This is a genomic window from Janthinobacterium sp. SUN100 (assembly GCF_030397705.1).
Lineage (GTDB): Bacteria > Pseudomonadota > Gammaproteobacteria > Burkholderiales > Burkholderiaceae_D > Janthinobacterium > Janthinobacterium kumbetense.
Window position 1 is genome coordinate 801,777 of sequence record NZ_JAPUBU010000001.1, and the last position, 14,313, is coordinate 816,089.

Annotated in this window: 11 protein-coding genes; 6 read left to right on the forward strand and 5 right to left on the reverse strand. The window is 65.3% G+C overall.

The window, feature by feature from the left end:
* The first annotated feature begins 95 nt into the window (after positions 1-95).
* The 4 genes from O0881_RS03490 (at position 96) to O0881_RS03505 (ending at position 5,886) form a co-directional block, all read left to right on the forward strand.
* The gene (locus O0881_RS03490) at positions 96-2,573 is read left to right on the forward strand and encodes a TonB-dependent siderophore receptor (RefSeq protein ID WP_289910161.1); all 2,478 of its coding nucleotides are present in this window, start codon (positions 96-98) and stop codon (positions 2,571-2,573) included.
* Positions 2,573-3,787 (forward strand): PepSY-associated TM helix domain-containing protein, encoded by a 1,215-nt coding sequence (locus O0881_RS03495; RefSeq protein ID WP_289910163.1) that lies wholly within the window; start codon positions 2,573-2,575, stop codon positions 3,785-3,787. Before O0881_RS03490 ends, O0881_RS03495 begins: the two co-directional genes overlap by 1 nt.
* Positions 3,788-3,879: 92 nt before the next feature.
* Complete coding sequence (locus O0881_RS03500) at positions 3,880-4,731, forward strand: aldo/keto reductase (RefSeq protein ID WP_289910164.1); 852 nt, start codon at positions 3,880-3,882, stop codon at positions 4,729-4,731.
* A 12-nt stretch (positions 4,732-4,743) separates the two neighbouring features.
* Positions 4,744-5,886 (forward strand): aldo/keto reductase, encoded by a 1,143-nt coding sequence (locus tag O0881_RS03505; RefSeq protein WP_289910166.1) that lies wholly within the window; start codon positions 4,744-4,746, stop codon positions 5,884-5,886.
* On the opposite strand, the gene O0881_RS03510 is transcribed toward O0881_RS03505, so the two are convergent.
* Positions 5,873-6,418 carry an RNA 2'-phosphotransferase gene (locus O0881_RS03510; protein ID WP_289910168.1) on the reverse strand — a complete coding sequence of 182 codons (546 nt, stop codon included), beginning with the start codon at positions 6,416-6,418 and terminating at the stop codon, positions 5,873-5,875. The two genes, O0881_RS03505 and O0881_RS03510, sit on opposite strands and share 14 nt — an antisense overlap.
* A 17-nt stretch (positions 6,419-6,435) precedes the next feature.
* Entirely contained in the window at positions 6,436-8,514 is a 2,079-nt protein-coding gene (locus O0881_RS03515) for a TonB-dependent receptor (RefSeq protein ID WP_289910170.1), read from the reverse strand.
* Positions 8,515-8,609: 95 nt separating this feature from the next.
* On the opposite strand from O0881_RS03515, the gene O0881_RS03520 reads away from it, so the two are divergent.
* Positions 8,610-9,833 (forward strand): response regulator, encoded by a 1,224-nt coding sequence (locus tag O0881_RS03520; RefSeq protein ID WP_289910171.1) that lies wholly within the window; start codon positions 8,610-8,612, stop codon positions 9,831-9,833.
* Here O0881_RS03520 and O0881_RS03525 read toward each other — a convergent pair.
* Together O0881_RS03525 and O0881_RS03530 are read right to left on the reverse strand one after the other, a co-directional pair.
* Positions 9,815-10,198: an immunity 22 family protein gene (locus O0881_RS03525; protein WP_289910172.1), complete on the reverse strand. Its 384-nt coding sequence runs from the start codon at positions 10,196-10,198 to the stop codon at positions 9,815-9,817. The two genes, O0881_RS03520 and O0881_RS03525, sit on opposite strands and share 19 nt — an antisense overlap.
* Positions 10,199-10,200: 2 nt before the next feature.
* Positions 10,201-12,894 (reverse strand): polysaccharide deacetylase family protein, encoded by a 2,694-nt coding sequence (locus O0881_RS03530; RefSeq protein ID WP_289910174.1) that lies wholly within the window; start codon positions 12,892-12,894, stop codon positions 10,201-10,203.
* Between the two features lie 174 nt (positions 12,895-13,068).
* On the opposite strand from O0881_RS03530, the gene O0881_RS03535 reads away from it, so the two are divergent.
* Positions 13,069-13,191: a hypothetical protein gene (locus O0881_RS03535; RefSeq protein WP_255206395.1), complete on the forward strand. Its 123-nt coding sequence runs from the start codon at positions 13,069-13,071 to the stop codon at positions 13,189-13,191.
* A gap of 19 nt (positions 13,192-13,210) precedes the next feature.
* On the opposite strand, the gene O0881_RS03540 is transcribed toward O0881_RS03535, so the two are convergent.
* The gene (locus O0881_RS03540) at positions 13,211-14,266 is read right to left on the reverse strand and encodes an ABC transporter substrate-binding protein (protein ID WP_289910176.1); all 1,056 of its coding nucleotides are present in this window, start codon (positions 14,264-14,266) and stop codon (positions 13,211-13,213) included.
* Between the last annotated feature and the right edge of the window lie 47 nt (positions 14,267-14,313).

Here is a 14,313-nt window from a genome sequence, read left to right on the forward strand (position 1 = left end):
GGTAAAATAAATGAAAAGAAGTTGAGGGTTTGGGCTTTTCGTTCGGAATACGGGAAGAACCGATTTTTTCCTTCCACTTTCCAAGGATCTGCACCATGCCCCCTCGCCCGACCGCACCCAAGCTGCGTCCATTTCCCCTCGCCGTCGCCATCCAGGCCCTGTTCCTGGCTGGCGCCGCCATGGGCGCCCTGGCCGTCACTGCCCCTGCCGCCCACGCGCAAACGCTTGAGAATGCGCAAGCCAAGCGCCCCTACGCGATCCCCGCCGGACCGCTGGAGCGGGCCTTGACCGCGTTTGCCAGCGCGGCCGGCGTGGAACTGTCGGCCGACGCGGCCCTCTTGCAGGGCAAGCGCAGCGGCGGCCTGGCGGGCAGTTATACCGTGCGCCAGGGCTTCGACGAACTGCTGCGCGGCCAGGGCGTGCGCGTCGTGGCGGGCGCCAACGGCGCCTATGCGCTGCGGGCGGACGCCTCCGCAACGCCATTGCCGGCGCCGGCAAGCGCACAGGCGGCGCAGGCCAGCGCCACCCTGCCCGCCATCACCATCAATGCCACGGCCGAACGCGAAACGGCGACGGGCTCCGTGCGCGGCTACGTGGCGCGGCGCGCCGCCTCGGCCACCAAGACGGATACGGCCTTGAATGAAAACCCGCAATCCGTGTCCGTCGTCACGGCCGATGAAATCAGCGACCGCAACGCCGAATCGCTCGACGAGACCCTGCGCTACACGGCGGGCGTGACGCCAAACCAGCGCCCGCTGGGCAGCGACGATTCCTCGCTGCTGCGCGGCTTCACCATCGAAACGAACGGCATCCTGCAAGATGGCTTGCGCAATTCGGGCCGCACGTTTGGCGCCTCCATCGAGCCGTATGGCCTGGAACGCCTGGAAGTGCTGCGCGGCCCCGCCTCCGTGCTGTACGGGCAGATTCCACCGGGCGGCATGGTCAACGCCGTCAGCAAGCGTCCCAGCGCGGACGCCGTGCGCGAAGTGGGCATCGAGTACGGCAGCTACCAGCGCCGCCAGCTGAAAGCGGACGTGGGCGGCACGCTCGACGCGCCGGGCGCCTGGACTTGGCGGGTCGTCATGCTGGGCCGCGAAGCGGACACGCGGCTGGATCGCGACCGCGACAACCGCCTGTACTTCGCGCCGTCCCTCACTTGGCAGGCAGGACCGGCCACGCGTTTGACCCTGCTGGCCCGCTACGAGCAGGACAACCAGCAATACGCGTTTCCCAACCAGCTGCTGGTACCGGGCCCGCGCGGCCAGGTGGACCCCGGTGTCAACCTGATGGGCGACGACAACCGCTTCAAGCGCCGCAACACCATGCTGGGCTACGAGTTCGAGCATGCGTTCAACGATACGTGGTCGCTGCGCCAGAACCTGCGCTACACGCACCTGAAGAACGACCGCACGGACATGTTCCCGCTGGGCTTGAATGACGATGGCACGGTGAAGCGCTATTTCATGCCCGTCGATACGGCGTCGAAAAGCCTGTTCGCCGATACCCAGCTGCAGGCGCACTTCGCCACGGGCAGCCTGGCGCACCAGGTGCTGCTGGGCGTCGATTACGCGAACATCCGCAACACGGACGAATACCGCCACCAGCAGGGCTTTATCGAGCCGATCGACCTGTACCAGCCCGTGTATGGCAAGCAGCCCCTGGTCCCGGCCAAGTCGCCGACCCGCGCAGACGCCCCGTCGCGCCAGCTGGGCCTGTATGCGCAGGATCAAATCAAATGGGACCGCTGGGTCGTGACGGCGGGCCTGCGCCGCGACAAGGCGACGCAATCGCGCGACGTCACCGACCTCCATGCCGGCAGCGTGAAAGCGGACTACCATCAGTCGCCGTCGGCCACCACGGGCCGCGTGGGCGCCGTCTACCTGTTCGATGGCGGCTGGGCGCCGTATGTCAGCTACGCCACCTCGTTCTCGCCCGAACTGGGCGTCACGGCCAACGGCGACGCCCTGAAGCCGTCGCGCGGCAAGCAATTCGAGGCTGGCGTGCGCTATGAACCCGTGGGCCAGCGCGCCAGCTACACGGCCGCCGTCTTCGACCTGGTGCGCGACAACGTCACCACCTCCGACATCGGCAACCCGGGCAGCCTGCTGCAGACGGGGCAAGTGGGCTCGCGCGGCCTGGAACTGGAAGCGCGCACGGAGTTCGCCAGCCGTCTGAGCCTGATCGCGCAATACACCTACCTCGATACGGAGGTCAGGAAGAGCAATAACGGCGACCTGGGCTTGCAGCAGTCGGGCGCGCCGCGCCACAGCGCCTCGGCCTGGGCGCGTCAGGCGTTCGACCTGGGCACGGCCTTGCCCGCGTATGCGGCGCTGGGCATGCGCTTTCTCGGCGCCATGCGCTCGAACTCCGACGGCGACAACCTGAACATCCGCAATGGCGGCCTGACGCAGTGGGATGCGGCGCTGGGCGTGTCGCGCGGGCCGTGGCAGTTTTCCCTCAACGTCAACAATGTGCTCGACAAGCAGACCCTGTATGACTGCGGCTACCTGCCGGGCCTGTGCTACCGCAATGCCGAACGCACGGCCAACGTCAGCGCGATGTACAGGTTCTGATGCCATCGCTGCACATGCGCCCCGCACTGGCGGCGCTGCACCGCTACGCGGGCCTGCTGATGGCCGGCTTCCTCATCGTGGCCGGCGTCACGGGCAGCGCGCTCGCATGGAAGGATGAGCTGGAAGCGGCCATGCTGCCCGCCGTCTTCCGCGCAGCGCCGCCAACGCCGGGCGCGGCGCCGCTCGACGCCCTGCTGCTGCGCGAGTCCATCGCCGCGCGCTTTCCCCAGGCGAGCGTCATGTACGCGCCCCTGTCCGCGCCGCCCGGCCGCAGCATGGTGTTTTACCTGCGCCCGCCCGGCGACGCGCCGCTGGCCAGCGACGAAGTGTTTGTCGATCCTTATACGGGCGCCGTGCTGGGCCAGCGTCGCTGGGGCGAGATAAGCCAGGGCGCCATCAACCTGCTGCCCTTCATCGAGCGCCTGCATTACGCGCTGGCGCTGGGCGACACGGGCTTGTTCATCTTCGGCCTGGTCGCCATCGTGTGGACGGTCGATTGCTTCATCGGCGCCGCCCTGACCTTCCCCGCGCGCCTGAAAAAACGCTCGCCGGGCAGTAAACCGTGGCTGCGGCGCTGGCGCCCGTCCTGGCTGCTGCGCCGCCATGGCGGCAGCTATAAACTGGTGTTCGACCTGCACCGCGCGGGCGGCCTGTGGCTGTGGGCCATGCTGCTGGTGTTTGCCTGGAGCGGCGTCGCCTTCAATCTGTACGGCGTGTATGCGGCCGTGATGCAGCCGCTGTTCCCGCACCAGGGGGCCGAGGAAGCGGTGGCGCGGCACACGCCGTCGCCGGGCCCGCAGCTGGACTGGCCCGCTGCGCGCGCGCAGGGGCGCCTGTTGATGCACGCGCTGGCACAGCGGCACGCGTTCGCCATCGTCGAGGAAAACGCGCTGTCCTACGAACGCGCGCTGGGCGTGTACAGCTACAACGTGCGCAGCAGCCGCGACGTGCGCGCCCACAAGGGCCTCACCACCGTCTTCTTCGACGCGGCCAGCGGCCGGCAACTGGCCGCGTGGCTGCCCACGGGCGCGGCCAGCGGCGACACCATCCGCAGCTGGATCAGCGCCCTGCACATGGCCTCGATGTGGGGCTGGCCCTTTAAGATGTTCATCTGCGCCATGGGCGTGCTGGTGGCAGGCTTGAGCGTATCGGGCGTGCTGATCTGGCGCCGCAAGCGCCAGGGGCAAGCCAAAGCCAAAGCCCTCATTCATTAGCGCAGCTAATAAGAGCATGCCGATTCCAACGGCTTATCAATAGGTGGCAGACGCCGTACAGTAGCTCCTGTTAATGACTGAAGGAGCTTGCGATGAACCGCGTCACCCTGAATAACGGCATCGCCATGCCCGTCGCCGGCTACGGCGTCTTCCAGATTCCCGACCCCGCCGAATGCGAGCGCAGCGTCATCGACGCCATCGCCGCCGGCTACCGCCTGATCGACACGGCCGCTTCCTACCTGAACGAAGCGGCCGTCGGCCAGGGCATCGCCCGCAGCGGCGTCGCGCGCGAAGTGCTGTTCGTCACCAGCAAGCTGTGGGTGCAGGACACGGGCTACGAGCGCACGGCACTAGCCATCGAGCAGTCGCTGCAGCGTTTGCGGCTCGATTACCTGGACTTGTTCCTGATCCACCAGCCGTTCGGCGACGTGCACGGTTCCTGGCGCGCCATGCAGGATGCGTATCGCAGCGGCAAGCTGCGCGCCATCGGCGTGAGCAATTTTCATGCGGACCGCTTGATGGACCTCATCGCCTTCAACGATATCGCGCCCGCCGTCAACCAGATCGAGATCAACCCCTTCCACCAGCAGGCGGACAGCGTGGCCTTCATGCTCGAGCACGGCGTGCAGCCGCAAGCGTGGGCGCCGTTCGCCGAAGGCCGCAACAACCTGTTCCAGAATGAATTGCTGCTGGGCATCGCTGGCAAGCACGGCAAGTCCGTCGGCCAGGTCGTCCTGCGCTGGCTGACGCACCGGGGCATCGCCGTGCTGGCCAAGACCGTGCGCCGCGAGCGCATGGCGGAAAACCTGTCCATCGACGATTTCGACCTGGACGAAGCGGACATGGCCGCCATCGCCACCCTGGAAACGGCTACCAGCAGCTTCTTTTCGCACCGCGACCCAGCCATCGTCCAGTGGATGGCGGCACGCAAGCTCGATATCTGAAGGGATAGCTTCATGACAAGCAAACACGACACGCCCACGGACCGTCGCGGCTTCCTGCTGGCGGCGGGCGGCCTGGCCGCCGCGCCGTTGATCGGCCAGGCGCAGGACCGGACGGTGCAGGCAACGGTGGCGAACCGCCGCAAGCTGGGCCAGCTGGAAGTATCGAGCCTGGGCCTGGGCGTGCAAAACATGAGCCGCACCTACCAGACGACGATCCCCAGCCGCCCGGAGATGCACAGGATCATCCGCACGGCGTTCGAGCGGGGCGTCACCTTCTTTGACGCGGCCGAGGCGTACGGACCGCACGAGGTGGAGCGGATACTGGGCGTAGGCGTGGCGCCGTTTCGCAACGACATCGTCATCGCTTCCAAATTCGGCTGGGACATCGACCAGCAGACGGGCCAGCGCCGTCCGGGCTTGAACAGCCGCCCCGCGCACATCAAGCTGGCCGTCGAAGGCATGCTGCAACGCCTGCGCACGGACCGCATCGACTTGCTGTACCAGCACCGGGTGGACCCGCAAGTGCCGATCGAGGACGTGGCCGGCGCCGTGCAAGACCTGATGCGGGAAGGAAAAGTGCTGCATTGGGGCTTGTCCGAGATGGGATTATCAACGCTGCGGCGCGCTCATGCCGCCCTGCCCGTTTCCGCCGTGCAAAGCGAATACTCGATGCTGTGGCGCGGGCCGGAAGATGGCGTGCTGGTCCTGTGCGAGGAACTGGGCATCGGCTTTGTGCCGTGGAGCCCGCTGGGCGTCGGCTTCCTGGTGGGCGCCATCGACGCGAAGACCCGCTTTGCCGACGGCGACATCCGCCAGCTCGAATCGCGTTTTTCAGCGGAAAACCTGCCGCACAACTTGGCGCTGGTGGCCCTAGTGAATAGCTGGGCCACGCGCAAGCAGGTGACACCGGCGCAGATCGCCCTGGCCTGGCTGCTGGCGCAACGGCCATGGATCGTGCCCATTCCCGGCACCACGCAGATGGCGCATCTGCTCGACAATATCGGCGCGGCGGAGGTGCGGTTTACACCTGCGGAAGTGGCGGAATTGAACCAGGCCGTGGCCGCCATCCGGGTGCGAGGGGCCAGGCTGCCCGATGCCGTGCTGACCTACTCGGGCGTGGAAGCCGCAGTCCGGCCGACCCTCAGGGAAAAGTGATGAAGGCTACCGGCACGGCATCCGCCAGCCACACGCCATTGGCCGACACATAAAACACGTGGCCCTGCGCCTGCATGGTGGCCGCATCCACCGTCAGCACGACGGGCTTGCCGTGGCGCGCGCCCACGGCGACGGCCGTTTCGCGGCTGGACGACAGGTGCACGTGGTTGCGCGATCCCGGCAGCAAACCGCCGGCACGAATCGCCTCGACAAAGCGGCTGGCCGTGCCGTGGTACAGCATGGCCGGCGGCGTGGCGGGCGGCAGAGCGATATCGACGGCGGCCAGGGAGTGGCCCTGGTTGGCGCGGATGCGCAAGCCGTCGGCGCTGATGGCGTAGCGCGTCTTGCTGTCGCGCGCCACCACGTCATCCAATTGTTCACGGGAAAGGCGGCGGCCATGCCGGGCCGATTGCGCCAGCAACTGGCCGATGTCGGCCCAGCCGTTGGTATCGAGCGCGAGGCCGATTTTTTCGGGGGCGTGGCGCAATATGAGGGAAAGAAATTTACTGGTATTTACTAAATGATCTGTCATGCCCCAGTCTACCGTTATCAGAACGCATATGACAAGGTCAGGCGTACGGAACGGGGTTCGACCGGATGGAAATGCCGGTCGTTCACCCCGTCCGCCGCCTCGCCAGGCAGGCGCGACGCATAGTAATAATCGATATCGCTGACGCGTTTATCAAACAGGTTGAACACGTCGAGCGACAAACGCGTCTTGCGGTTGAGCTGATACGCCAGGCGCGCATACGCCAGTGTAGTCGACGCGGAGCGCACGCTATTGTCCTCGATCAAGGGACGGGGGCCGAAATAGCGCAATTGAAAAGCGCCCGACCACGGGCCCTGGTCCGTCACCGTCACGCCGAACGAAGCCACCTTGTCGATGGCGCCGGGGATGTGGTTGCCCGCCGGATCGTCTTGCGCATAGCGCGAGCGCGAAGCGGCCAGGTCCAGGTCGAACAGCAGCCACGGCGCGGCAATGTAATGGTTGTTCCATTCGATGCCGTGGCGGCGGCTGGCGCGGCTCGCTTCCGTCTCGCCCGCGTCGCCGACGAACAGCAGTTCCGACGCGATGTCGAGGCGCCACAGGGCCAGCGAACTTTGCAGACCCGGCAGCCATTCCGTGCGCGCGCCCAGTTCCATGCCTTTCGTCGGCACCAGGGGCGTCACGGGCGTGGCAGCTTGCCCGTCAGGCAGGCGCGTCTGCGTTGTGCCCCGTGCATCGTTGCTATGAAAACCTTTTCCGTAGTTCACGAAGAATTCCGTCTTGCTCCACGGACCAAGAATCAGGGACAGCTTGGGCGACACCACGTGGTCGTTCTCCGCTCCGCTGTTGCCGGCTATGCTGCTGGCCACATTGAAACGGTAGGCGTCGTAGCGCAAGCCCGCCACCGAACGCAGCCACGGCAGCCATTGCACCGTGTTTTCGCCGTACAGGCCGACGCTGGCCTCGCGCACGCTGTCTTCGCGCACCGTACTCTGCCGCACCCGATCCACCGTGTTGTACAGGCCCACGGGCGACAAGCGGTCGTAGCGGGCCTGCACGCCGACCTTGTTGCGCATGGGCAGTCCCGCCAGCTCCGTGCTCCAGCTTTCGGCCGCGTTCACGCCCGCCACCGTGCGCCGCTCGCTTTGCTGGAACTGGTCGCCGGCGACCGGGTTGGCGAGGAAATAGGTGAAATCGCTGTTCAGCTCCAGTTGCGAGCGGATCAGGTAGGCATCCAGTTCGAACAGCCCCTTCTCCGTGCGCTTGCGCATGGCGTACGACAGGCTGTAGCGCGACGTGTCGCCGCCGTCGCTGGGCGCCAGCGAGCCGAAACGGCCGATCTGGCCCGATGCCACGGCGCGCAGCGGCACCTGGTCCGTGGCATTCCAGCTGTTCTTGTACGCCATGCCCGTCACGCTGAAGCCGTCGTCCGGCGTGCCCTGGCTGTAGCGCAGCACGCCGCTATATTTGCGCACGTTTTCCGGCACGTCCCAGGGACCGTTGTTGCGGTTCACTTCCAGGCCGTACAGCAAGGTGCCAGGCCCGGCAGCGGCCGAATCGGCGACGACGCCGCGCACATAGCCGTGCTGGCCGACGGATACGCTGGCCTGGCCTTGCGGCAATTTGTCGGCCAGGCGGATGCGGGCGCTGCCTGCCGAGGAAAAATCGCCTTCGCCGGCGAAATACGGCCCCTTCTTGTAATCGATGCGCTGCACCAGTTCAGGAATGAGGAAATTGAGGTCGGAATAGCCTTGCCCATGCGCATGCGTGCGCATGTTGACGGGCATGCCGTCGACGTGGGTGGCAAAATCCGTGCCATGGTCGAGGTTAAAGCCGCGCAAAAAATACTGGTTGGCCTTGCCGTCGCCGCTGTGCTGGGTGACGATCAGTCCCGGCACGAATTCCAGCAACTCGCCCGTGCGCAAGGCGGGCCGGTTGACGATCAGTTCATTGGTGATGACGCCCTGGCTGGCCGCGTCCGACGTGCCGACGGCGTTGTCATAGTGGCCCGTCACGCGCACGGTGCGCGACGCGTCGGCCCCTGTAGCCCCGTCGACCGGAACTTGCGCCGCCACTTGGCGCCCCATGCCCAACAATGCCAGTGCACAAGCTGCCACCAGTTTGCGTTTTCTCAATAGCATCGCGTCTCCAGTTTTTATGATGTCTGTACGGGCTCCTGCTGGCTATATATACGCGGCGGATGGGCGCCTGGATTCAGCCTTTTCAAGGAGCGAGCGTGAACCTGAACGACAGCACCGGCAAGGCAGGCAGTCCCCCTTCCGACGTGCGCAAGCGCGACGTGCTGCCGTATATCCTGCTGTTCATCCTGCTGGCGGGGCTGCTGGCCGTGCTGGCCGGCGCCCTGCTGCCGCCCTACTATCATGCCGTGCCGGCCCTGCTATGGAGCCTGGGCTTTTGCGTCAGCGGCATGCTGCTGGGATTCCTGTTCGGCATACCGCGCACCCTGCCCTCGGGCACCGTCAACATGGCGCCGCACGACGAGCGCAGCAATGGCAAGGACCGCGCCACGGACGAGCCGCCGGCCGCCGGAGCCGATGCGGCGACGGGCAATGCCAGCAATACCCTGTTCCTGGGCACGCCCACGCCCATGGAAATCAATTCGAATCTGGTGGAAGTGTCGGACTGGCTGACGAAAATCATCGTCGGCGTGGGCTTGATCGAGCTCAAAAGCCTGCCCGGCAGCGCGCGCAACATGGCCGCCTTCATCGCACCGAGCCTGGACACGGACACGCCCACAGCCATGGCCGTCGTGGGCGGCATCATGCTGTTCTTTTCCGTGCATGGTTTTCTGATCGGCTACCTGCTCACGCGTATTTACCTGTCGATCATGATCAAGCGCGCCGACAGCATGGTCAAGAACGAATCCGTGCGCCTGCAAAGCGGTAAGGAAATCGAAGTGGCGGAACTGAGCCGTTTGCAGCAAAAATCGCTGGAGGACATGCAGGAAGCCGTGACGCAGCTGTTGCTGGCCCATCCGCCGTGCGAGGGCGCGGCCGTCACGGCCCTGGCCGGCATGCCGGCGGAGAAAAAACCCGCCAGCCTGGTGCTGTGGCTGGACGACCATCCGCGCAACAATACCTTGCTGGTGGAACAGCTGGAACGGGAAAACATCAAGGTGGACCAGGCGGTCTCGACGCGGCAGGCGCTTGCCATGCTGCAACAAAAGCCCTATGCGCTGCTCATCACGGACATGGCGCGGGTGGAAAACCGCCGGCGCATCAAGGATGCGGGCATACGCACGGTGCGCGAAGTGCAGCAAGCCCAGCCCGGACTGCCCATCATCGTGTATTGCAGCAAAGATACGATTGCCAGCTACGGCACGGAAGCGGAGGCGGCCGGTGCCCGCTTCATCACCACCTCGGGCACCAGCCTGCTGGCCAGCGTCAACAAGCTATTGCATGAGGAGCGGGGGGATGGCGCTCAATCTTCCACGCAGTAACGGTAACTGCCCACGTAATGCAGCGAACTGCGCTGCGGGTGCGCCAGCTGATTCGGCGCAAACACGCACACGCTGGCATCGGCCAGCACGCCCTGCGCCTGCGCATCCGCGCATGCCTGCGCCAGCCAGCTGTCGCCATACGACGCGCCATCGAGCAGCTGCGCCAGCGGCGCGGCCGACGCCAGCATGGCGCTCTCGAAACAGGCCGGCTCATAGGACGTGAGGCCCGTTTCCAGAAAGAATGGCGACGGCACGGCATCGCCGTCTTCCGTGTACGTGGGCGCCAGATAAGCCTGCAGCGCTTCCCAGCTGGGAAAGCGCCCGTTGCAGGCAAATACGTGGACGATGGGCTCGCTGTCGGACACGCTTACAGCTTTTCCATCTTTTGCCGCACGGCCGGCGCCGTCGAAGCCGTCGGCGCCAGTTCCAGATAGGTTTTATAGGCCGCTTTCGCCTTGGCGGCATCGCCGGCCTTGGCATACGCGTCGCCCAGGTTCAGGTAGGCAATGGCGCGCGACGGGTCCATCTTGACCGTGTTTTCAAACCAGCGGGCCGCTTCGCGGTATTTTTCCTGCTTGTAGAAGACAAAGCCCAGGTTGTTCGCCGCCAGCGCAAAGTCGGGCCGCAATTTCAGCGCTTCCGTAAATTGCGCTTCCGCCGCCGCATACTGTTTCTCCTTGTACAGCTGCAAGCCCCGGTCGTTGGCCCGTTGCGCCAGCTGGCGCGTGGACGACGGCACGGCGCCAGGCGTGACGATCTTCTGTTCGCCGCCCTGCAAATCCTTCACCGTGACGCTGGCCGCTGCCGGTTTGGCGTCCAGCTTGCTGTTCAGGGCAATGGCTTCCGTCGACAGCTGCGTCGTGTTCGGGCTGAGGAATTCCGTCTCGCCCGGCAATTCAAAGACGAAATCGCCCCCTTCCGAGCCAGGCAGGCTGCCGAATGCGGGCGTCTGGTTCGACACGCTGGACACGGCCGGCGCCACATAGGCGGCCAATTCCGTGGCCGTAATGAGGCCGTCGCCGTTCAAGTCGCCCTTGCCCGCCAAGCCTTGCAGCAAGGTCCACGTGAACACGGAGTGACCGTTCGGTCCGCCGTCGGCCACCAGCTGGTCGCCGCCGCCCGCCGTCAGCATTTGCCGGCCGATGCGCTTGGCGTTGTCGCGCAGGAAGGAACTGGAGCCGGCGCCGCGCGTCAGGCCCAGGCCGCTGTAGCAGGCATCCATGACGAAGAACGCGTGCTTGGCCGTCAGCGATTCCGCGATATTCTGGATTTCCGTCATCGGAATCGCATCCGTGGCGAACTGCGCCGGGTCGGAATCGACGGGCACGATGTAGCCGAGGTCGCGTCCGGAACTGAGCTTGCGCGTGGCGCCGTGGCCCGCGAAGAAGACGAAGATGCGGTCATTCTTTTGCACGCCGCCATGCGCCAGCTTGTCGTGGAAGGCGGCCAGGATGTTGTTGCGCGTCGCTTCGCCATTTTTCAGGGTCACGACACGCTCGGGCGCAAAGGCGAATTTCTCGATCAGCGTCTCGCGGATGCCTTGCGCATCGCGCACCGCATATTGCAATTTCGGCCATTTCGCGTAATCGTCGATGCCGATCACCACGGCCCAGGAATTGGCGTAACCGGTGGTGACGGGCACCTTTTCCGGCGCCGGGGCCGTGCTTTTGGCTACCTGGAAGCTCGTGCCATCCCAGCCCGCGAATTGATAGCCTTCGGCGATCAGCTTGTCGAGCACGGCCGGCAAGGCTTTCACCGTGCGCTCATGGATGTCGTGGAACAGGACGATGCCCCGTCCCGCCTTGTCGACGGACGCCAGCACGCGATTGGTGATCGAGCTGGGCACGGGGTCGGCCCAGTCCAGCGAATCGATATTCCACATCACGGATTTCAAGTGCGCATCGGCCAGCGCGGCCATGCCTTCGCTGTTGCGCGCGCCATACGGAAAGCGGAACAGCGCGGCCCGCTCGGGGCTGATGGCCTTCAACAGCGTATCGGTGCCGAGGATTTCGCCCTTCAGCTTGTCGCCCGTCTGTTTCGACAATTGTGCGTGGCTGAAACTGTGGTTGCCCACGGCATAGCCCTCTTTCATCAGCTTGCGGCTCACTTCCGCGCCCGCGCCCAGCTTGGCATGGCCTTCCGCGTCCAGGCTGCCCAGGTTGCGGCCCACGTTGAAAAACACGGCCGGCACGCCATACTGTTTCAGGATGGCGCTGATTTCTTCCGTGTAGCGGCGGTGCGGGCCGTCGTCAAAGGTCAGCACGATGGTTTTCTTCGGCAAGCCGAGGCCGAAGATTTCCGCTTCGTCCTTCTTGGGTGCGGGCTTGGCTTCGGGCACGGAGCCAGCCGGCGGTGTTGCATAGGGCACGACGATGCCGTTTTCCTTGAGAATCTGTTCGCGGCTGTAGAGTTTTTTCAGCTGCGCCACGTAATCGTCCCACCGTTCGCGCTTGAGTTCGATGGCGCGCTGGCCCATGTTGCCGAAGATTTGCCGGATTTCCTTCTCGTAATTGCGCTCGATCTCGCCCAGCGCGTCGAGGTCTTCCGAGATGCGCTTGTGCAGCTTGATCGCCGGCAAGGACGAATCCTTGGCCACGTCGGCCAGCATGCTTTGCAGCAGTTCGCGGAACGCCAGGCGGTCCGCGTCGTACAGGCCGGGATCGGATTCGATATAGGTCAATAAACTGTCGAGCGCCTCGAAGCGGCCCGGACTGGTGGGCGCCGTCAGCTGGTCGAGCGCCGCATCGAGCTTGGCGATGCGTTCCTGGTTTTCATGGAACAGCGCCTGCCCCACTTTGCGGGCTTCATCGCGCGCGCCTTCGGGCAGACTTTGCTCGTCGGCCAGCAGCACGATAATCTTGCGGAAATTGCCCAGCAAGTCGCGGAATTGGGCGGCCACGGCGGCCGTTTCGACGGTCGATTGGGGTGCGGCGGCCGGATTGCCCGCGGCGGGAGCGCCCGGCGCGGCGGTGGCGGCGGGACGGGTGTACGTATAAATGCCGGCCCCAGCGGCGAGTGCCACGACAACGGTGGCGGCGATCTTGATCGGCTTGGAAGTCACAGGCTTGTCATTCCCTTCACATACTATGCATAGCATTCAGATGGCGCGGATGCGCAAGATGCATAATTGTAAAGCACGCCTGGCACAAGCTCAGCCCGCACACATGAATTTCGGCAATAATATGGCTGTAAATATGACAACCAAGCTCCATCGAGCATAAAAACGGAAAAGACGATGCACAAGAAACTCTGCGCAGCCGCGCTGATGCTGGGCGTGGCCCTGATGCTGCTGCAACTGCGCGCGCATGCGGGCGACGACGTGATCAACGTGGCGGGACGCGTATGCCTGCCCCATTGAGCCACGTCCCGCGCTGACGCTACACCTTGGCCGGTTCCCAGTAATTGGCCAGACCCAGCTTTTTCAAGCCGGCCGCGACGAAGCGCGGCTCCAGCAATTCTTCCGCCGTCAACGGTTGCCGGATCAGCTTTTGTTCCTGCGCAAACGCCAGCACCCGGCGGTAATGGCGGTACACGGCGTCGTCGTACAGGGGCGACCAGCGCTCTTTCCACTGCAAGCCCGGATCGTCGTAGCTGCGCCGCACCACGCTGTCGGGCGTGCCGTTGCGCGTGCCATCCTTGATGACGGCTTCGCGGTTGCCGTCGAGCGCCGCCCAGTGCTGGGCCTGCAGCCAGGCCGTGGCCACGAGTTCCGCGATGTCGGGATGGGCTTGCGTAAAATCACGCCGCGCCCACAGTTCCGCCCGCATTTTACGCTCGGGTAAGCCCTTGCTGGACCAGATGATGCGGCCGATGCCCTTGTCTTCCAGCGGATAGCCATTGATCATGAACAAGGCGTCGACGGCGCCCGTGGCCAGCGCGGCCGTGCCCGGTTTGAGATCCATATTAATCAGGCGAAAATCCGTGGGCGACATGCGCTGGTCGGCGATCAGCTGGCGCAAGCCCAGTTCCCACGGCCGGCCCCGGTGCACGCTGATGCGCTTGCCTTTCAGCTCGGCCAGCGACGTGGCGCGCGAACCGGTGGGCACCAGCAGGAACTGGTCCGTGCCCCTCCCCGCCGGCACGATCACCTGCGTGCGCACGCCGCCCGCGTTGAGTATGACGGACGGCAAGTCGCCATACGCGGCCATGTCGATGCGTCCGCTGGCGAACGCTTCATTCATCGTCGCGCCCGTGTCGCCCGTGACGGGCAGCCATTCCAGCCGCACGCCCCGATGCTTCAGTTCGCGCGCCAGCCAGCCTTCCTGCTGCACCCGGTAAGCGATGCCGCCCAGTTCCGCCTTGCCGTTTTCCGCAAAGCCCGTCGAGGCGATGCGCAGGGCCGCCGGCGGCGCCCCCGCCCCTTTCGCTGCCGACACTGCCTGTCCCGCCAGGGGCAGCAGCGCCAGCCCGCCCATCACCGTGCGTCGCCGCATCGCATTCTCCTCATCATCAAGCATGGCCACTGTTGACGTACTTCCCG

What these genes read in the sequence shown, in the direction of transcription:
- O0881_RS03510 (WP_289910168.1), bottom strand. Translation starts at nt 6,418, where the DNA reads ATGACAGATCATTTAGTAAATACCAGTAAATTTCTTTCCCTCATATTG.
- O0881_RS03490 (WP_289910161.1), top strand. Translation starts at nt 96, where the DNA reads ATGCCCCCTCGCCCGACCGCACCCAAGCTGCGTCCATTTCCCCTCGCC.
- O0881_RS03495 (WP_289910163.1), top strand. Translation starts at nt 2,573, where the DNA reads ATGCCATCGCTGCACATGCGCCCCGCACTGGCGGCGCTGCACCGCTAC.
- O0881_RS03535 (WP_255206395.1), top strand. Translation starts at nt 13,069, where the DNA reads ATGCACAAGAAACTCTGCGCAGCCGCGCTGATGCTGGGCGTGGCCCTG.
- O0881_RS03540 (WP_289910176.1), bottom strand. Translation starts at nt 14,266, where the DNA reads ATGCGGCGACGCACGGTGATGGGCGGGCTGGCGCTGCTGCCCCTGGCG.
- O0881_RS03515 (WP_289910170.1), bottom strand. Translation starts at nt 8,514, where the DNA reads ATGCTATTGAGAAAACGCAAACTGGTGGCAGCTTGTGCACTGGCATTG.
- O0881_RS03500 (WP_289910164.1), top strand. Translation starts at nt 3,880, where the DNA reads ATGAACCGCGTCACCCTGAATAACGGCATCGCCATGCCCGTCGCCGGC.
- O0881_RS03505 (WP_289910166.1), top strand. Translation starts at nt 4,744, where the DNA reads ATGACAAGCAAACACGACACGCCCACGGACCGTCGCGGCTTCCTGCTG.